The 17,254-nt window shown below is 62.7% G+C and carries 17 protein-coding genes; 9 read left to right on the top strand and 8 right to left on the bottom strand.

What is annotated here, in order from left to right; genetic code table 11:
* Positions 1-179 precede the first annotated feature (179 nt).
* From AC1D08_RS16740 to AC1D08_RS16760, 5 genes are all read left to right on the top strand, one after another.
* Complete coding sequence (locus AC1D08_RS16740) at positions 180-974, top strand: methyltransferase domain-containing protein (protein WP_457155513.1); 795 nt, start codon at positions 180-182, stop codon at positions 972-974.
* 6 nt (positions 975-980) lie between these two features.
* Entirely contained in the window at positions 981-1,694 is a 714-nt protein-coding gene (betI, locus tag AC1D08_RS16745) for a transcriptional regulator BetI (RefSeq protein ID WP_477423575.1), read from the top strand.
* Positions 1,695-1,719: 25 nt separating this feature from the next.
* Positions 1,720-2,802 (top strand): ABC transporter substrate-binding protein, encoded by a 1,083-nt coding sequence (locus AC1D08_RS16750; protein ID WP_457153037.1) that lies wholly within the window; start codon positions 1,720-1,722, stop codon positions 2,800-2,802.
* Between the two features lie 115 nt (positions 2,803-2,917).
* Complete coding sequence (locus AC1D08_RS16755; RefSeq protein WP_477423576.1) at positions 2,918-3,994, top strand: extracellular solute-binding protein; 1,077 nt, start codon at positions 2,918-2,920, stop codon at positions 3,992-3,994.
* The gene (locus AC1D08_RS16760) at positions 3,991-5,301 is read left to right on the top strand and encodes a flavin monoamine oxidase family protein (RefSeq protein ID WP_457153039.1); all 1,311 of its coding nucleotides are present in this window, start codon (positions 3,991-3,993) and stop codon (positions 5,299-5,301) included. Before AC1D08_RS16755 ends, AC1D08_RS16760 begins: the two co-directional genes overlap by 4 nt.
* Here the strand turns inward: AC1D08_RS16760 and AC1D08_RS16765 are convergent.
* From AC1D08_RS16765 to AC1D08_RS16775, 3 genes are read right to left on the bottom strand one after another with little or no spacing between them, the layout of a single operon-like run.
* Complete coding sequence (locus AC1D08_RS16765; RefSeq protein WP_457153043.1) at positions 5,265-6,338, bottom strand: ABC transporter ATP-binding protein; 1,074 nt, start codon at positions 6,336-6,338, stop codon at positions 5,265-5,267. The two genes, AC1D08_RS16760 and AC1D08_RS16765, sit on opposite strands and share 37 nt — an antisense overlap.
* A gap of 37 nt (positions 6,339-6,375) precedes the next feature.
* The gene (locus AC1D08_RS16770) at positions 6,376-7,200 is read right to left on the bottom strand and encodes an ABC transporter permease (RefSeq protein ID WP_457153040.1); all 825 of its coding nucleotides are present in this window, start codon (positions 7,198-7,200) and stop codon (positions 6,376-6,378) included.
* Positions 7,197-8,114: an ABC transporter permease gene (locus tag AC1D08_RS16775; protein ID WP_457153041.1), complete on the bottom strand. Its 918-nt coding sequence runs from the start codon at positions 8,112-8,114 to the stop codon at positions 7,197-7,199. Before AC1D08_RS16775 ends, AC1D08_RS16770 begins: the two co-directional genes overlap by 4 nt.
* Positions 8,115-8,385: 271 nt before the next feature.
* Between AC1D08_RS16775 and AC1D08_RS16780 the strand changes: the two genes are divergently transcribed.
* Entirely contained in the window at positions 8,386-9,804 is a 1,419-nt protein-coding gene (locus AC1D08_RS16780; protein ID WP_457153042.1) for an aminotransferase, read from the top strand.
* Between the two features lie 53 nt (positions 9,805-9,857).
* Here AC1D08_RS16780 and AC1D08_RS16785 read toward each other — a convergent pair whose 3' ends face one another.
* The gene (locus AC1D08_RS16785) at positions 9,858-11,060 is read right to left on the bottom strand and encodes an aromatic ring-hydroxylating oxygenase subunit alpha (RefSeq protein WP_477423580.1); all 1,203 of its coding nucleotides are present in this window, start codon (positions 11,058-11,060) and stop codon (positions 9,858-9,860) included.
* 498 nt (positions 11,061-11,558) lie between these two features.
* On the opposite strand from AC1D08_RS16785, the gene AC1D08_RS16790 reads away from it, so the two are divergent.
* Entirely contained in the window at positions 11,559-11,969 is a 411-nt protein-coding gene (locus AC1D08_RS16790; RefSeq protein WP_457151574.1) for a hypothetical protein, read from the top strand.
* Positions 11,970-12,094: 125 nt separating this feature from the next.
* On the opposite strand, the gene AC1D08_RS16795 is transcribed toward AC1D08_RS16790, so the two are convergent.
* Positions 12,095-14,182: a PAS domain S-box protein gene (locus tag AC1D08_RS16795; RefSeq protein ID WP_477227781.1), complete on the bottom strand. Its 2,088-nt coding sequence runs from the start codon at positions 14,180-14,182 to the stop codon at positions 12,095-12,097.
* 74 nt (positions 14,183-14,256) lie between these two features.
* On the bottom strand, positions 14,257-15,030 hold the full coding sequence (locus AC1D08_RS16800; RefSeq protein ID WP_477227782.1) for a response regulator: 774 nt from the start codon (positions 15,028-15,030) through the stop codon (positions 14,257-14,259).
* A gap of 45 nt (positions 15,031-15,075) precedes the next feature.
* Between AC1D08_RS16800 and AC1D08_RS16805 the strand changes: the two genes are divergently transcribed.
* Complete coding sequence (locus AC1D08_RS16805; RefSeq protein WP_457151571.1) at positions 15,076-15,762, top strand: winged helix-turn-helix domain-containing protein; 687 nt, start codon at positions 15,076-15,078, stop codon at positions 15,760-15,762.
* Between the two features lie 71 nt (positions 15,763-15,833).
* Here the strand turns inward: AC1D08_RS16805 and AC1D08_RS16810 are convergent, their stop codons facing one another.
* Both AC1D08_RS16810 and AC1D08_RS16815 read right to left on the bottom strand, forming a co-directional pair.
* Positions 15,834-16,001: a hypothetical protein gene (locus AC1D08_RS16810; RefSeq protein ID WP_457151570.1), complete on the bottom strand. Its 168-nt coding sequence runs from the start codon at positions 15,999-16,001 to the stop codon at positions 15,834-15,836.
* A gap of 35 nt (positions 16,002-16,036) precedes the next feature.
* Entirely contained in the window at positions 16,037-16,558 is a 522-nt protein-coding gene (locus AC1D08_RS16815; RefSeq protein ID WP_457151569.1) for a hypothetical protein, read from the bottom strand.
* A gap of 165 nt (positions 16,559-16,723) precedes the next feature.
* On the opposite strand from AC1D08_RS16815, the gene AC1D08_RS16820 reads away from it, so the two are divergent.
* Positions 16,724-17,185, top strand: a complete 462-nt coding sequence (locus AC1D08_RS16820; protein WP_095089260.1) for a L,D-transpeptidase — start codon at positions 16,724-16,726, stop codon at positions 17,183-17,185.
* Positions 17,186-17,254: the final 69 nt, after the last annotated feature.

Below are 17,254 nucleotides of genomic sequence, written 5' to 3' on the forward strand. Positions count from 1 at the left end.
ACCCGCTCTTCATTTTTGCGTGATCTGTTCCCGAATACGCGGAATTTGGCATGGCAGTCGCCATTTTGTCCAGCCATATTGAATGAATGTTCAACAAATGGTGTTGCGTTTTACCCTGTATGCGCTACGCTTTGCCGGCAATCGAAAGTGCTCAAATCGGCTGACGGGGCCGAGGTGCGATGATCGAAACGGCAGCTGCCGAGCCTGAGTATGACGACGCCGCCATCCGCTTCCTCGAGGCGCTGTGGGGTGATGGCTACCTGTCGCCCGGTGGGCCGGACGAGGTCGACCGGGTGGTCGAAGGGCTTTCGCTTAAAGGCAAGACAATCCTCGACATCGGCTGCGGTGCGGGCGGCATCACGCTGCATCTGGTCGAGCGCCATGGCGCTGCCCACGCCACCGGCTTCGATGTCGAACAGCCGGTGATCGAGACAGCCCGGCGCCGCGCCGCCGCGCGTGGGCTCGCGGGTCGTGTCAGCTTCATCCAGGCACCACCAGGCTCGCTGCCTTTCGCCGACCATTCCTTCGATGTCGTCTTCTCCAAGGATGCGCTGCTGCATGTGCCTGACAAGGATGGCCTGTTCGCCGAGATCTTCCGCGTACTGAAGCCGGGCGGTGTCTTTGCCGCCTCCAACTGGATGATCTCGCATGACGGCGAACCGTCGCCCGAGATGAAGGCCTACATCGCCGCCGAAGGCCTGTCCTTCGCCATGGCATCGCCCTCCCGCTATGCGCAGGCGATGCGCCGGGCAGGCTTTGCCGATGTCACCGTCAGGGACCGCAATCCCTGGTACCGCGACGTCGCGCGGGGCGAGTTGGAAAGGCTGAAAGGACCGCTCTATCCGACTGTGGCCGCGGTGGTCGGCGCCGCCTATGTCGACAAGAACATACGAACCTGGGAAGCCATGCAGAAGGTGCTTGACAGTGGCGAACACCGTCCCACTCATCTTCGCGGTCGGAAGCCGGTTGGATAGCCGGCGATGCTGGAGACCATCAGACCCATGAAGACGGCAGACGCCAGGGACGCCCTCCTTGAACCAATGCGGAAAGCTGAATCCGAGAAGCGCGGACGCAAGGCCTCGAAGGAGGTCAGGCAGCTTCAGCTCATCGAGGCGACGATCGATTCACTGGCCAAGCGCGGCTATTCGGAGACGACGATGGCCGATGTCGCCGATGGCGCGGGCCTGTCGCGCGGCATCGTCAATTTCCATTTCGAGAGCAAGGAAAAGCTGCTCATCGCGACCTTGCAGCATATGTATGACGAGTACTCGGCGCATTGGCGCAATGCCCTGCAGAAGGCCGGCGATGATCCCGCCCGGCAACTCCAGGCGCTGGTCGCGGCCGATTTCGACCGTTCGATCTGCAACAAGCGCAAGCTCGCCGCCTGGTGCGCCTTCTGGGGCGAGGCCAAGTCGCGGCCGACCTATCAGGCGCTGAGCAGTGCCCGCGATGCCGTCTACCAAAACATCTTCATCGACCTTTGCGCGGCGCTGAAGCAGAACGGCGACTATGCCTATGAGCCGCAGGTCATGGCGCTGGCACTCAGTGCCATGACCGAAGGGTTGTGGCTGCGGTTGATGATGGGCACCGAGGACACCACCCGTGAAACCGCCTTGCAGGCGGCCAATGAATTCCTGTCGGCGGCATTCCCCAAACACTATCCGTGGAAGGCGGCCGGCGCGGCGAAACCATAAGAAAACCACAGAGGATGGAACGGCAATGAAGACACTGACAAGACGCCTGACATTGACCCTGGCGCTGGCCGGAACGCTGGCGGCATCGGCCGCCGCACTTGCGGTCGCCGCCGACAAGGACTTGATCGTGTTCGACTGGTCCGGCTACGAAGACCCGAGCTTCCACCCGAAATATGTCGAGAAGAACGGCGACTCGCCAACCTTCGCCTTCTTCGGCGACGAGGACGAGGCGTTCGAGAAGGTTCGCTCCGGCTTCAAGGCCGACCTCGGCCATCCCTGTTCGCAGAGCGTGGTGAAATGGCGCGAGGCGGGCCTGCTGCAGCCGCTCGACACGTCGAAAATCACGGGCTGGAAGGACCTCAATCCCGGCATCATGGCGATGAAGGATCTTGCCACCACGCCGGACGGCAAGGCGTGGTTCATGCCTTGGGATTGGGGCAACACCCAGCTCACCTACAACACCTCCAAGATCGACGCCAAGGACGTGCAGTCGCTGAAGGCCTTCGCCGATCCCAAGTTCAAAGGCAGGGTGTCGATCGGTGACAATGTCGACGACGCCTATGCGCTTGCCAGTCTGGCCATCGGCCTCAAGGACTGGACCAAGATGACCGACGACCAGTTCAAGCAGGCTTCGGATTTCCTGCGCCAGGTGCACAAGAACGTGCGCTCCTACTGGACCGACACCACCGACGTCGTGCAGTTGCTGAGCGGTGGCGAGGTCGACCTCGCCTGGGCATGGAATGACGCGACGGTACAGTCGGTGGCCGCCGGTGTGCCGATCATGTCCAAGAAGGACACCGACGAAGGCATCTCGACCTGGGTCTGCGGCTACGTGCTGTTCAAGGACGCGCCCGACAATATCGACAAGGCCTATGACTTTCTGAACGCCGTCAACGATCCGGAGACCGCCAAGGTGCTGGTCAAGGACTGGGGCTATGGCCAGGCCAATGCCAAGGGCATGGCTGGCGTCGATCAGGCGGTGCTGAAGGAAAAGGGCTATGACGACGTGCAGAAATTCGTCGACAAGACGCTGTTCCAGTCGCCGGTTCCTTCCGACCTCAAGCTCAAGATGATCGCCGAATTCGAGAAGATCAAAGCCGGCTATTGAGCCTGTCTCGCCGGTCCGTCCGCCCGTCGACATGGCGGGCGGACGGGCTCGCCAAAGAAGCCGAATTCTCCTAACGTCACAGCAACCTTTTTCGCGACGGGGGAGTTTTCGAGCCATGAAGTCAGTGCTACGCCGCCTTGCCCTTGCCGCCGCGTGTTTGATCGGCGCGGGCTCCGTCCATGCCTTGGCGGAGGGCGGCGGCGACCTCGTGGTGTTCGACTGGTCGGGCTATGAAGATCCGCTGCTGCACCCCACCTACGCTGCCAAATACGGCGCCGAACCGACCTTCGCTTTCTTTGGCGACGAGGACGAAGCTTTCGAGAAGATGCGGGCGGGCTTCACGGCCGATGTTGCCCACCCTTGTTCGCAAAGCGTGGTCAAGTGGCGCGAGGCCGACATGCTGCAGCCGCTCGACACCTCCAGGATCGCCAGCTGGAAGGACCTCAATCCCGGCATCATGGCGATGAAGGATCTCGCCACCACCGCCGACGGCAAGGCCTGGTTCATGCCGTTCGACTGGGGCAACACCTCGCTGCTCTACCGCACCGACAAGGTGACGGCTGAACAGGCGCAGTCGCTCAGGATTTTTGCCGATCCCAAGTATAGGGGCCGTGTCACCATCGGCGACAATGTCGACGACGCCTATGCGCTGGCGAGCCTCGTCATCGGCCTCAAGGACTGGACCAAGATGACCGATGCACAGTTCCAGGAGGCATCCGCTTTCCTGCGCGACGTGCACAAGAACATCCGCTTCTACTGGACCGACGACACCGACCTCAACCAGGCTTTTATCGGCAACGAGGTCGATCTGGTCTGGGGCTGGAACGAGACCTTCGTGACGCTGAAGGGGCAAGGCATGCCGATCGCCATGAACCGCGACACCAAGGAAGGCATTTCGACCTGGGTGTGCGGCTATGTGCTGATGAAGGATGCGCCGGGCAAGCTCGACGAAGCCTATGATTTCTTGAACTCCGTCAATGCACCCGCCGTGTCGGACTACTTGGTCAAGACTTTCGGCTACGGCCATGGCAATGGTGCCGGCATGGCGGCGATCGACCACAAGGTGCTGGTCGACCGCGGCTTCGACAATCTCGACAAATTCCTCGACAAGACGCTGTTCCAGCAGCCGGTGGCGCCGGAGCTCAAGCAGCGCATGGTCGCCGAGTTCGAGAAGATCAAGGCCGGCTATTGACGAGCGAACCGGAAAGAACCGACGTCGTCATCGTCGGTGCCGGCTTCACCGGCCTGTCGGCAGCGCTCGAGCTGAAGGCGGTCGGCATGGACTTCCGGCTGCTCGAAGCGCGTGACCGCGTCGGCGGGCGCGTCGAGTCCAGGCAGAATGGGCTCGGCGAGCGCGTCGACAGTGGCGGTCAGTTCCTGTGCGAGGACATGCCGAAGCTGATGGCCCTCGTCGCGGCGCGCCGCAAGACGCTGGTCGAGACTTATCTGGATGGCGACTTCGTCGCCCAACCGGCGATGTCTGCGAGGGAGGCGGAACGAACTTATGCCGGCTCGATGGCGATCCGCGACCGCATGAATGCGATCTCGCCTGATGATCCGGCAATTGCCGGCCTGACCGTAGCCACATGGCTCGCTGGCCAGAGCGATCCTGACGACGCCAAGGCGGTGTTCCGCTCGATGATCGAAGGCCTGTGGTGTCAGGCTCTGGAAAAGCTGCCGTTGTGGCACCTGATCGACAATGACCGGCGCATCACCAACGAGGTGACGGAGCTGCAGTATTTCGTGCGCGAAACCATGCATTCGCTGGCCGACGATCTGGCTCGCGATCTCGGCGACCGGCTGCGGTTGAGCAGAGCGGTTACGGGGATCGAACATGGGCCGGGAAGGGTCCGTCTCGCATCGGCGGCGGGCACCATCGAGGCGCGGACGGTGTTGATCGCCGTACCGCCGACGATGGCCGCGAAACTGGATTTTGCGCCGCCGCTGCCGGCTGGCCTGCAAAGAGCTCTGGCGGTCTGGCAAAGCGGCGCGGTGATCAAGGTGCTGGTGCGCTATCCCACCGCTTTCTGGCGCGACCGAGGCCTGAGCGGCGTGGTGATGTGGCGCGACCTGCCGGGGCTTTTTGCCTGTGATGTCAGCAAGGACGACGATGACGCCGCGCTGGTGGTCTTCGTCGGCGGGCCGCTCGCCTTGCGCTGGCGCGAATTCGGCGATGCGGCACTGCGCGCCGAAATAGCGAAAAAGCTGGTGGAGGCCTTGGGGCCCGAGGCGGCCGGCATCCTCGATCTCAGCTATCGCGACTGGACGGATGACCGCTGGAGCGGCGGCGCCTACGGCGATCTCATCATCGATGCGAAGGCAACCGACGCCGAGCGCACGCTTCTGACCGGTGCTGCGCCGGTGTATTTCGCCAGTTCAGAACTGTCGCCGTCATTTCCGGGTTATGTCGAAGGCGCCATCGTTGCCGGGCGCATCGCCGCGCGCAAGATCATGGCCGAGCTTCAATCGGCCATCGCCACTAGCGCCTCGGGATCGTAGGCAAGGCGGATCGAGGTGCCGACCGGGATGTCGTCGGCGCCGAAATCGTTGGTCTCGGTCACCGACAGCGGCTTTTCCAGGCCCGGTATCTCGACGATCAAATGGGTGATCTCGCCGAAATAGTGACGTTCGACCACTTTGCCTGCGACCTCGAACTTGGCCGTCGCATTGTCCCACAGCACGCGCAGACGTTCCGGCCGGATGCCGAGCGTGGCTGCGCCACCATTGCGCACGAAGGCCTTGGGCTTGTCGGTCTTGACGCGGCCGAAGCCCAGCGTGTCGACAACCAATGAGGCGCTATTCTCCTCGACGATCTCAGCCTTGACGAAGTTCATGCCGCCGAGGAAGTCGGCGACTTGGCGATTGACCGGCCGCTGGTAGATTTCCTTGGGCGAGGCGACCTGCGCGATTTTTCCACCGAACATCACGGCGATGCGGTCGGACATGGCGAGCGCCTCATACTGGTCGTGGGTGACCAGCACGAAGGTGATGCCGACGGCCTGCTGCAGGCGGCGCAGCTCGACCTGCATCTGCTCGCGCAGTTTCTTGTCGAGCGCAGACAGCGGTTCGTCGAGCAGCAGCACCTTGGGCCGCATCACCAGCGCACGGGCGAGCGCCACGCGCTGGCGCTGGCCGCCGGAAAGTTCTGTGGCCAGGCGCTTGCCGAGGCCGGTCAGCGACACCTGCGCCAGCGCTTCCTCGACGCGGCGTTTCTCCTCGCCGCCCTGCAGCTTGAGCCGTTTCAGCCCATAGGCAACGTTCTGCTCGACATTAAGATGCGGGAAGATCGCATAGCTCTGGAAGACCATGTTGGTCGGCCGGCGATTGGCCGGGATGCCTTCCATCGGCTGGCCGCCGACCGAGATCGAGCCGCTGGTCGGATTGTCGAAGCCGGCGATCATGCGCAGCAGCGTGGTCTTGCCGCAGCCGGATGGACCGAGCAGCGAAAAGAATTCGCCCTCTTTGATGGTCAAGGAGGCGTCGTCAAGCGCCTTGAACGCGCCATAGCTGCGGGTGACGTTGCGGATCTCGATCATTGGCCTATCGGACTGGGAGCGCTCGACTTGCGGCTGCTCAGGCATAGAGGCCTCCCTCGTTCTGGGTGCGTCTGGCGGCGCGGCGACGCAGGATCTCGGCAATTGTCATCAGTAGGAAGGAGGCAACCAGCAACAGCGTGCCGAGCGCCAGCACGCCGGGCAATTTCGCCGCGAAACGCAACTGGCCCCAGATGTAGATCGGCAGAGTCGCCTCTGTGCCGGTGAGGAAGAAGGCGATGATGAACTCATCCAGCGAAATGGTGAAGCAGACCAGCAGGCTGGAGATGATCGCCGGCGCCACCATCGGCAGCGTCACCCGCCGGAACGTGCCGAACGCGCTTTCGCCGAGATCGGCGGAGGCTTCCTCCAGGCTGCGGTCGAAACCCTCGAAGCCGGAGGTCAGCACCGTCATCGAATAGGGGATGCAGACCAGGACATGGCCGAGCACGACGGTGAACAGCGACAGGCTCAAGCCGAGCTGCAGCATCACCAGCAGCATCGAGATGGCGACGATGACTTCCGGCAGAACCAGCGGCGCCATGATCAGGCCGTTGATGGTGCGGCGGCCGGGATAGCGGTAGCGGGTGATCGAACGGGCGGCGAGGATGCCAAGCACGGTGGAGAGGACCGCGGCCGACACGCCGACGATCAGGCTGTTCCAGGCGGCGTCGAGCAAAGCCGGGGTGCGGGGCAGGTCCTCGTACCAATGCAAGGTGAAGCCGGAGAGCGGGAACTTCGGCGTCGCCGCCGTGTTGACCGAGAAGATCGGCAGGAAAATCACCGGCAGGTAGAGAAACACGACGTAGAGAAACGCGTAGGCCGGCAGCCAGCCGCCGGACAGGAAACGCCGCACCGCCCTCATCGTGCCAGCCTCTGCAGAGTGCGGATGATGAGCACCGTGGCGCCCGCCATCAGCGTCACGATCAGCATGGTGGTGACGGACAGGGCCGCGCCCAGCGGCCAGTTTGAGGCCTTGCCGAACTGTGCCTGGATGGCATTGGCGATCATGACGCCGTCCTTGCCGCCGACCAGCTTCGGCGTGACATAGTCGCCGACGGTCGGGATCATGACGATCAGCGCTGCCGAGATGACGCCTGGCGCCGACAGCGGTAAGGTCACGCGCAAGAATGAGCGCAGCGGCCCGTCACCGAGATCGGTGGCTGCTTCGACCAGCGTGCGGTCGACCTTTTCCAACGAGACGAAGATCGGCAGGATGGCGAAGGCCGCCCAGGCATGGGTGAGCGTGATGATGACGGCGCTCGAATTGTAAAGCAGCGCCGTCGACGGTTCGTCGATGATGCCGAGGCCCATCAGGCCGGAATTCAGCACGCCGTTGTAGCCGAGGATGACCTTCCAAGACATGACGCGCAAGAGATAGCTGGTCCAGAACGGAATGGTGATGAGGAACAGCCACAGGCTCTTGTGGCGACCGCCGTGGAACGAAATGAAGTAGGCGATCGGATAGGCCAGGATGACCGTGAACAGACTGACCGTCAGCGAGATGTAGAGCGAACGCCATAACAGATCTCGGTAGATCGGCTCGGTCAGCGCGATGCGGTAGTTTTCCAGCGTGAAAGTGCGGTCGATGGTCAGGTAGTTCTGCGTCCAGAAGGAGTGCGCAATGACCACCAGGATCGGCAGGACGAGAAGGATGAGCGCGTAGAGAAAGGTCGGGCTGATCAGGGCAAGGCCCTGTACGGGTTCGGATTGCAGAAGGGCATTTCGTCTGGCCCGCGTCATGCGCCACGGGGGCGACCCTTCCGCCGCCGCCGTCATTGCAGGGCTCCGGGTGTGATCTCGGTTGCTGGCCTGGACTGTCCCGCCATACGGCATCCCATTGTGCTGGCGCCGGCGCCTGTTCCCAATTTTGTTTTGGCTTGCCGGCTTTCTTTGATCATGCCCGCATCGGCGGATTGAAATCAAGCGCTATTTCTGTAATATTGATTGAACGGACATTCAAAATGAAGTGAAGAAAGCCGCCATTTCCGGCATTTGACGCTGAATTTCATGCCCGAGAAAAATTGGACGAGATGATGTGGAGGCTATTGTGGCTGCTGTGAGAGATTTGAGGGCGAGCGAAACGGCTGATGTCGGGGACGACGATGCCGTCGAGCTGGCCAAGCGCCATCTCATCCAGCCCTGGCCCTATGCCGGTTCGGTCGGTGCCGAAGCGCGCACGCTGATCGGCGAAGGCGACGGCATCTACATCACCGACAGCACCGGCAAGCGGCTGATCGACGGGCCTGCGGGCATGTGGTGCGTCAATGTCGGCCACCGCCGCGAGGAACTCGCCAGGGTGATGTACGATCAGGCGATGGCGCTGTCCTACAACACGCCGTGGTACACGATGAACGCGCCGTCGGCGGAACTTGCCCAGCGCATCGCCGGCCATGCGCCAGGCGATCTCAGCCACGTCTTCTACACCACCGGCGGCTCTTCGGCCGTCGAGACGGCGCTGCGCTTCATGCAGTTCTATAACAATGTGCGCGGCCGGCCGGAAAAGAAGCTGATCCTGAGCCGGGGCGGCGCCTATCATGGCTCGACCTATCTGTCGGCCTCGCTCAATGGCCGACCGCGCGACCACGACTGGATGGACGGCGCCGACGATCTGGTGATCAAGCTGTCTTCGCCCGATCCGTTCCGCCGCCCGCACGGGATGAGCCTTGCCGCTTTCACCGATTTCCTGGTCGATCAGTTCCGCGACACGGTAGCCCGCGTCGGCGCTGAGAAGATCGGCGCCTTCGTCGGCGAGCCGGTGCAGGCGTCCGGCGGCGTTATCGTGCCGCCCGACGGCTACCTCAAGCGCATCCGCGAGATCTGCCGCGACAACGACATCCTCTATGTCTCCGACGAGGTGGTGACGGCCTTCGGCCGGCTTGGCCATGTCTTCGCTTCGGGCGATATGTTCGGCATCGATCCCGACATGATCACCTTCGCCAAGGGGGTCACCTCGGGCTATTTCCCGCTCGGCGGTGTCATCATCTCGGAGCGGCTGCTGGAAGAATTGCGCCGGTCGAACCATCCGGACGCGATCTTCGGCCACGGCTTGACCTATACCAGCCATCCCGTCGGTTGCGCCGTGGCGCTGAAAAACCTCGACCTGCTGGAAGAGGGCGCGCTTGCCCATACGCAGGACGTCGCGCCCTATTTCCAGGCGCAGCTGAAGACACTGGAAGAGCTGCCGCTGGTCGGCGAGGTGCGTGGCCTCGGGCTGATGGGCTGCGTCGAATGCGTGGCTGACCGCGAAAGCAAGGACCCACTGCAGCTCGACAAGAATGTCGGCAAGCGCATCGATGCCCATTGCCATGAACTCGGCCTGCTGGTCCGTCCGCTGATCAACATGTGCGTGATGTCGCCGCCATTGGTCATCACGCGCGATCAGATCGACGACATGGTCGGCATCTTGCGCGAGGGCATTTCGCGCACGATGGATGATCTGACGAAAGAAGGCGTGTGGCGGGGGTGAATTCTCCCTTCGCCCCGTAGAACGGGGAGGGGGCCTCTGATCGCCGTCTGCCCTTAAGACCGCGACCTGAGCGCGTCGTTCAGATTCCACATGTCCTTCTCCTCGGGCGCGGTTTCCAGGCCGAGCACCGGCAGCATCTTGCGCAGGTGGTCGTGATGGGTGCGCACGCCATATTCGAGGTCCGAGAGATAAAAGCCCTCGAAGGCCTCGGACAGCATGGATTCGTTCGACCACACCGAAAGCTGGACATCCTCCGACATGGTGTCGCGATCGATGCGGAAGGAGAGGTAGCGGGCGGCGGCCTGCTCGCGGCTCTCGTCGCGGTAGCGGTAGATGGCGCCGCGCAGCAGGGTCTGCCCGGTCGACAGCGGAAACTCCTGATAGAACTGCACCGATTCCGGCATCACCGAAATGACCGCATTGGGGAAGATGCCGTAATAGACCCAGGCCTTCTTCAGATAGTCGGGCAGATGCGTCGGCTCGGGCGCGATCTTGACATAGTTCTTGACGCTCCAGCGGCGGCCGGCATGCGGATTGTAGGTGGCAAAGGAGCGTGACACGCCGTTGATGAACGGCTCGTCGAAATAGGTGGCGCCATAGAGATCCTGCAGCGCGGGATGCGCCATGGCGACGTGATAGCCCTCATTGTCGACATCGCGCACCGACTTCCAGTTGACCGGCGTCTTCTGGGTCCAGATGCCCCAGGAGGGCACCATGTCGGCGGCGTTGTAGTGCGCGAATTCCGGCTCGATCGGCTTCATCAACTCGGCGACCGAAGGCTGCGGCCCACCATTGCGGAAACGGATGAAGATGAAACCCATCCAGATTTCCAGATCGAGCGGCATCAAGCCGAATTCGGTCTTGTCGAGATCGGGAAAGGAGCGCGGGCGCGCGGCACCGCGCAGCGTGCCGTCGAGATTGTAGACCCAGCCATGGAACGGGCACACCAGCGCATTCTTGCAATTGCCCTGGCTGTCGGCGACGACGCGGCTGCCGCGGTGGCGGCACATGTTGTTGAAGCCGCGCACGACGCCGTCCTTGCCGCGCACGATCAAGGCGCGCTCGCCGACCACATCCATGGTCAGGTAGTCGCCGGCATTCGGGATGTCCGAGACATGACCGACGATCTGCCAGTGGTTGCGGAAGACGTGCTCCTTCTCGAGTTCGAGAAGGGCATCGGAATGGTAACTCCAACCCGGCAGTCCCCGCCGGTCCCAATCGTTGGGGATCGCCACGTCACGGAGGTGCGGGTTCATAAAACGTCTCTTCTTTTTATTGAATACTCATTCAATAAAAGCATATTTTTCATTGAAATGCAATGGCTTGTGAAAATCGGAAGGTTTCCCGGGCGGAATTCCTATGCCGTCTGGAGCCAGAATCCGCGCGGCTGTCGGCTCGGAAAATCCCGGAGAATCCGCGTGTTAGTCACGTTTTCAGGGACACTGTCCCGGCACGACTTTGCGAGGCGGACGGAGCGGCGGACAAAGCGCCTTGCGGGGGCGGGAACGGGATTGCCGGTCGTCGGCTTGGGGCCGCGCTGCGGCGGCGCTTGGCCAGAGCAATCAGGGCCGGAATCGGGCGAAGACTCATTCTTCGAGAGGATGTGCGAAACGCTGTGACCGGTTTTGCCCGATTCTGCCCGAAATACTGTTTCAGACCGGTTACATTGTCAGACTTGCACCACCCTAGCCCGGTTACACAGTGCGGCTAAGTTCGTTTCATCACCAAAAAGAAACTTAGCGAAGGGAACGGCGATGTATGCGAAAATCAACACGACCCGTGGCGAGCGCCTCCTCCAGGCTCCAGAGCGCGATGACCGCCGTCCGAAACTGGCGCTGCGCCAGCAGGCCAGCGACCATCCCATGGCTATGTTCATTCTGCTGGCTGCTTGCGCCTTCATCGGCATGGCGTTCGCGCCGACAGTCGGGCCGGCCTTCGCTTCGTTGAATCCGCCAGCCAACCTCGTCGACGGCGCGCAGACGACGACCAGGACCGCGCGCCTGCCGATGCCGACGATCGACTTCGCCTGCAAGGGGCAGGCCTGGGGCGCCGAGAGCATGGATTGCCTGCGCGCCATCGCCGAGCAGTCAGGAGCGCACAAGATCCGCGCGATCCGCATGATCGCCAATGCTGCGCCGTTGACCAGCACGCCGAACGTTTTCTGATTTTTGTCAAAGCCTGATCCCGAAACCGGTTCCCTCTTTGGGATCATGCTCTGACCTCCCCCGAGCGCTCCCTCCAGCGCGCTCTTCTTCGGCCCCCTGCCACGAGCCCGGCTGGGGGCCTCTTTTTATCCTTTCAATGCCGCCTGTTCGGCAATGGCGGACAGCACGCTGCGTACATCCAAAGTGCTGAACGGCTTTTCCAGGATCTGCGGCCGCTGCTGCGCCGGCAAGGCCTCGATTTCGGCTTTCGCGCCGATCAGGTCGCCGGTGACCAGCACGAAACGCTGCGCCAGGTCGGGCCTTTCGACAAGCAGCTCGCGATAGATCGATATGCCGCTGATGCCGGGCATTCGCAGGTCCGAAAAGACGATATCGGGCGGCATGTGGCCGCCCAAGGTGATGGTGCCTGATTCCCAGACGGGTGCAATCCGCGACTTGATGCCCATCAATTCGAGGATGTCGGAGAGCGAGCCGGCGACATCCGGCTCGTCGTCGATGATCAAGGCATGACGCAAGCCGCTCGAGCGCGGCTGGTTCTCGCCGGCGCTGGCGGCGCCGGCCGCAATGGCCGGCAGCTGGACTACGAAGCGTGCTCCCCTCGGTATCACTTCCTCGAACCAGACATTGCCATTGTGCCGCTCGATGATCGATTTCGAGATCGACAGGCCGATGCCGGTGCCGACGCCGACCGGCTTGGTGGTGAAATAGGATTCGAAGATGCGGCCGCGGATCGCTTCCGGCACGCCGGGGCCATTGTCCTCGACCGAGAAGCCGGGGTTGCCCCGATCACTGCGGAACGTCCGTACCTTGATCAGCCGGTCGCCGGCAATGCCGGCCAATGCATGCTGGCTGTTGATGAGGAAGTTGGCCGCCACCTGCGTCACGTGGTCGGCGTCGGCCATGGCCAGCAGCGGGCCGGCGGCGAAATCGGTGTCGATGATGATGCCGCTTGATCGCGCGCCGTAGGCGGTCACCTCGAGGGCAGCGCGGATCACCTGGTTGAGGTCGGTCTCGGCCTGGGCTGCAGGATGAAGGCGGACCATCGACAGGAAGCTCTTGACGATGCGGCCGCAACGCTCGGCGGCGGCACGCACCTTCTCGGCACGTACCTTGGTCTGCGGATCGGAGGCGAATTCGTGCAGCAGCGTCGATTGCGCCACCACCACGGCCAGCGGGTTGTTGAGTTCGTGAGAGACGCCGGCCAGCAACGAACCCATCGCCGCCATCTTCTCGTTCTGGTGCAGCTTCTCGCGCTGGCGACCGATCTCCTCCTCGGCGCGTAGCCTGTCGCGCAAATCGCGGATCGAACCGAAGATCAGTCGGCGATCGGCGACCCGCATCTCGGTCGCCGTCAGCTCGATCGGAAACACCTCGCCGGCCGCATTCTGCGTCACGGTCTCTAGCCGCTGGCCAACCATAGGCGCGCCGCGGCCGGACATATAGTCGGCGCCCGAAGAATAGCCCTTGCGGTAGTATTCGGGCACGACGGTGTCGAGCAGGTCCTTGCCGAGGATGTCGCTGCGCTGGAAGCCGAACATCTTTTCGGCGGCAGGGTTGAATTCGATGATCGACCCGGCCTCGTCGATGACGATGATGGCGTCGAGCGAGGCCTGCAGCATGGTGCGGCGAATGACTTCGCTGGCATGGGCGTCGGAGGGCGATCGCTCGATGGCGTCGCCGATGGCGAGCGCGATGATGTGCAGCGTCGCCTCCTCCTCGTCGGTCCAGTCGCGCTCGTCGACGCAGTCATTGACCGCCAGCGTGCCCCACAGATGGCCATGCGCGAAGACCGACACCGACAGGAACGACTTGATGTTCTGCTTTTCGAAGTCGGTTCTCAGGAAGCCTTCGAGATCGCGCGTGTGACCGGCGAAGATCTTGCCTTGCCGTTCATCCTCGGCCACCCGCTCCAGCAGCGGATCCGAGTTGACGACCGACTGCATGATGACGGTTGGCGATGCCAGTTCTCCGCCGAAGTCGGGGTCGATCCAATAGGCGGCGACCGACTGGGCGAAGCCCTGGCCGGGCAGCTCGCGCAAGCGAAACAGGATACCGCGCTGGCATTCTATGGCCCGGCAGAGCGTTTCCAGGATGCCCTCCATCTCGCGCTGCCAGTCGCCGGCCTCGCGCAGCCGGCGAACGACGCGCACGGCCGCCATCGCCGCGCCCTGCCTGAGCCCTTGCATATCCGTGTTTGCTGTTTCAGCGATCATCTTCTGCCGTCATTCCAGGGCCAGTCGATCGGCGGGCGACGGCTGCGAGCCTGACCCCTCTTTGGGCTCGATGCTCAGTTGCCGTCGCCGGTCGGCAGCGAAAAGATATAGCCTTCGCCGCGCACCGTGCGCAGAAATTTCGGATTGGCCGGATCCGTCTCGATCTTCTTGCGCAGCCGCATGATGCGAATGTCGACCGCGCGCGACGAGTCCGGGTCTTCGGTGAAGCCGATCGCCTCGGAGATCGCGGCGCGGGTCAGCAGCCGGTTGGCGCGGGTCAGGAAAACCTCCAGCACGTCGAACTCGCTCTTGGCCATGTCGATCACCGAGCCATTGGCGCCGGTGACCAGCCTGCCGTCGAGATCGGCCTGGAAAGGGCCAAAGGCAACGGAACGCCGATCCGTCGCGGCCTTCTTGCCCTGAAGCTCCTGCGGCTGAGGAACCCGGCGCAGCACGCTACGGACCCTTGCCAGCACTTCGCGCAATTCGTAGGGCTTGACGATGTAGTCGTCGGCGCCGAGTTCCAGCCCGACGATGCGGTCGAGCGCGGTGCCGGCGGCTGTCGCGTAGATGATACCGATCGGCAGCCGCGAACGCAGCCAGCGACCGAGCGAGAGGCCATCCTCGCCCGGCATGGCGATGTCGAGGATGGCGAGATGAAACGACTGCGTTTCAACAAGGCTGCGCGCGGCGGCCGCACTTTCGGCGGTGACCACGTCATAGCCGGCGGCGCCCAGATATTCGGCGACCGCGTCCCTCAGGTCGGGCTCATCCTCGACGATGACAATTCTTGCCCGCACGATGCTCTCGCTCCCACTTTCAGTGGAAAGTAGATTGGGTATAAACATGATGTCCAGCACTCATATCTAGTTGCCAGGGAACGGTTGAAAAATATGGCCGCACGATCCGTCATTGCGCTCGTTTCGGTCGCCGAAGTGGTCGCGACCGAACTCGCCGACCATCTCGAGCGGCGTGGCCACGATGTGCATCAGGCGCGGCAGCCATGGGAGGCTGAGTCGCTGCTGTCGGGAAAGGGCATCGACGTCGTCGTCATCGGCGACAGCGTCAGCCAGGCGGAGGGGCGGGATCTGCTCAAGCGCCATGGTGGCGAGGGCGGACCGGATTTCATCTTGATCTGCCGGCCGGCAGATCTCGTCGACAAGGTGCTGGCGCTCGAGCTTGGTGCGGCCGACGTCGTCGAGAGCCCACTCAATGTCAGGGAACTCGCCGCCCGTGTCGGAGGCTTGCTTTCGCGACGCGGCAGGGGCACGCAGGAACTGATCGTGCTGGAGAACGCGACCGTCGATCTGAGATCGGCCATGGTCATGCATCGGTCCGGCACGGAAGAGCAGCTTTCGCCCGGTCAGGTGGCGCTGCTCAGGCTGTTCCTGGCCAGTCCGCGCAAGGTGCTGACGCGTGACGATATCATTGCCGCGGCACCTGCCGAAAACGCCGACGCCTTCGATCGCTCGATCGATTCGCGCATCGTGCGGCTGCGCCGCAAGCTCGACACCGACACCATCACCACCATTCGCGGCGCCGGCTATCGGTTTGATCCGCCGCAGCAATTCGTCGACTGACGGCTGGGGCACTGACGCCATCTCTTCGTTCGAGCATCGGAGTTTCCACCTGGATCCGATGCTCCTGACGATCAGCGCACCACCAGCAGCGAGGGACCCGATGGGATGTCATTGCCCATGCTGAGCTCGCTCGCATGGGCGCGGTCCCTGAGCAGCACGGTGGCAACGGCGGCAAAGCCCAGCAGGCCCTGCGCGTAAAGCAGTGCAGAAAGCACCGAAGCGGCAAATTTCGTGTTCATCGTATCAGTTCCCCATTTGTGTGTTGCAGGTCACTTCAGGATACTCCCGAAGTGCCCGCGCCGCTCACGGAGCCCCCCGCTGCGGCGCGGGCCTTCGGTCCTCTCGGCAGCAAGTTGCCGGAGGGGCCGCGCATTCCCGTCAGCTTAAGACCGACCCGCCAGAGGGCCTTGAGCCGAACGACGCGCAGGCTGGAAACAATCCAGACCGTGGCAAAAAACAGTGCGGCATGCAGGGTCGAAATCTCGCCTGACGTCATCGCGCCGAGATTTGTCAACGAGTTGCCGGCAACCGTGCCGACCCCGCCGATGACCACTGCCGCGATGCTGATCCTGAGAACCCAGGACAGTGCGTTCGATTTCGTTTCCATTTTCGTACCGGCTGTTTTCGTTACGTCAACTTTGCTTGCGGCCCGTATCCGGATCATGCCGCTTGGAGTCGCGCTTTGTTGCCGCTTGGTTTCGAGATCGAAGATCATTGTTTCATATACAGAAATTCGCACCTTCGTTGAGGGGCAAATACCCATGTTCGTGATCTGGACCCCGTCAGCAAGCAGCATCTGACCGCCTCTCCCGGGGCGGTCAGCGGGCTCTGCTTGTTAACCAGAGGAAACAGATTCGAAACAAAAACGAGCATTTCACGAAATCTCCCCGAAACATGCCATTGGGATAAGCAGCCATCGAATTGGAGCCGGCCAAGTCCGGCAGAGAGAGGGGATACCATCATGCACACCGCCATTTCCGCCAAGCTGATCAACGTCGCCGCCGCCGCCCTGACCGGTGCGGCACTGCTGTTCGGCGCAGGCTCGGGCGCAGCGCACGCCGCCAACAAGATCGTGGCGCGCGTCTCGCTTTCACAGCAGGTCATGGAAGTCTCTGTCGACGGTCGGCCGGCCTTCGCCTGGAAGGTTTCTACCGGCGACGGAGCCCATGTGACGCCGACCGGTTCGTTCAAGCCGACGCGCATGCATGAGATGTGGTATTCGAAGAAGTACGACAACGCGCCGATGCCGCACTCGGTCTTCTTCAGCGGCGGCTATGCGGTGCATGCCACCAACGCGATCAAGCGCCTCGGCCAGCCGGCTTCGCATGGCTGCGTGCGGCTGCATCCCGACAACGCCGCCGATTTCTATCAGCTCGTCGAAATGTTCGGGCCGACCAACACCAGCATCGTCATCGTCAAGTAGCAGGCTGTGAAACGGGCAGGCCAACTGCCGCGTCCTCGTTCAAGGCTCCCGCAGGAAGGTTTGCGCGGT

Source organism: Mesorhizobium sp. P2_E6, from assembly GCF_056403835.1.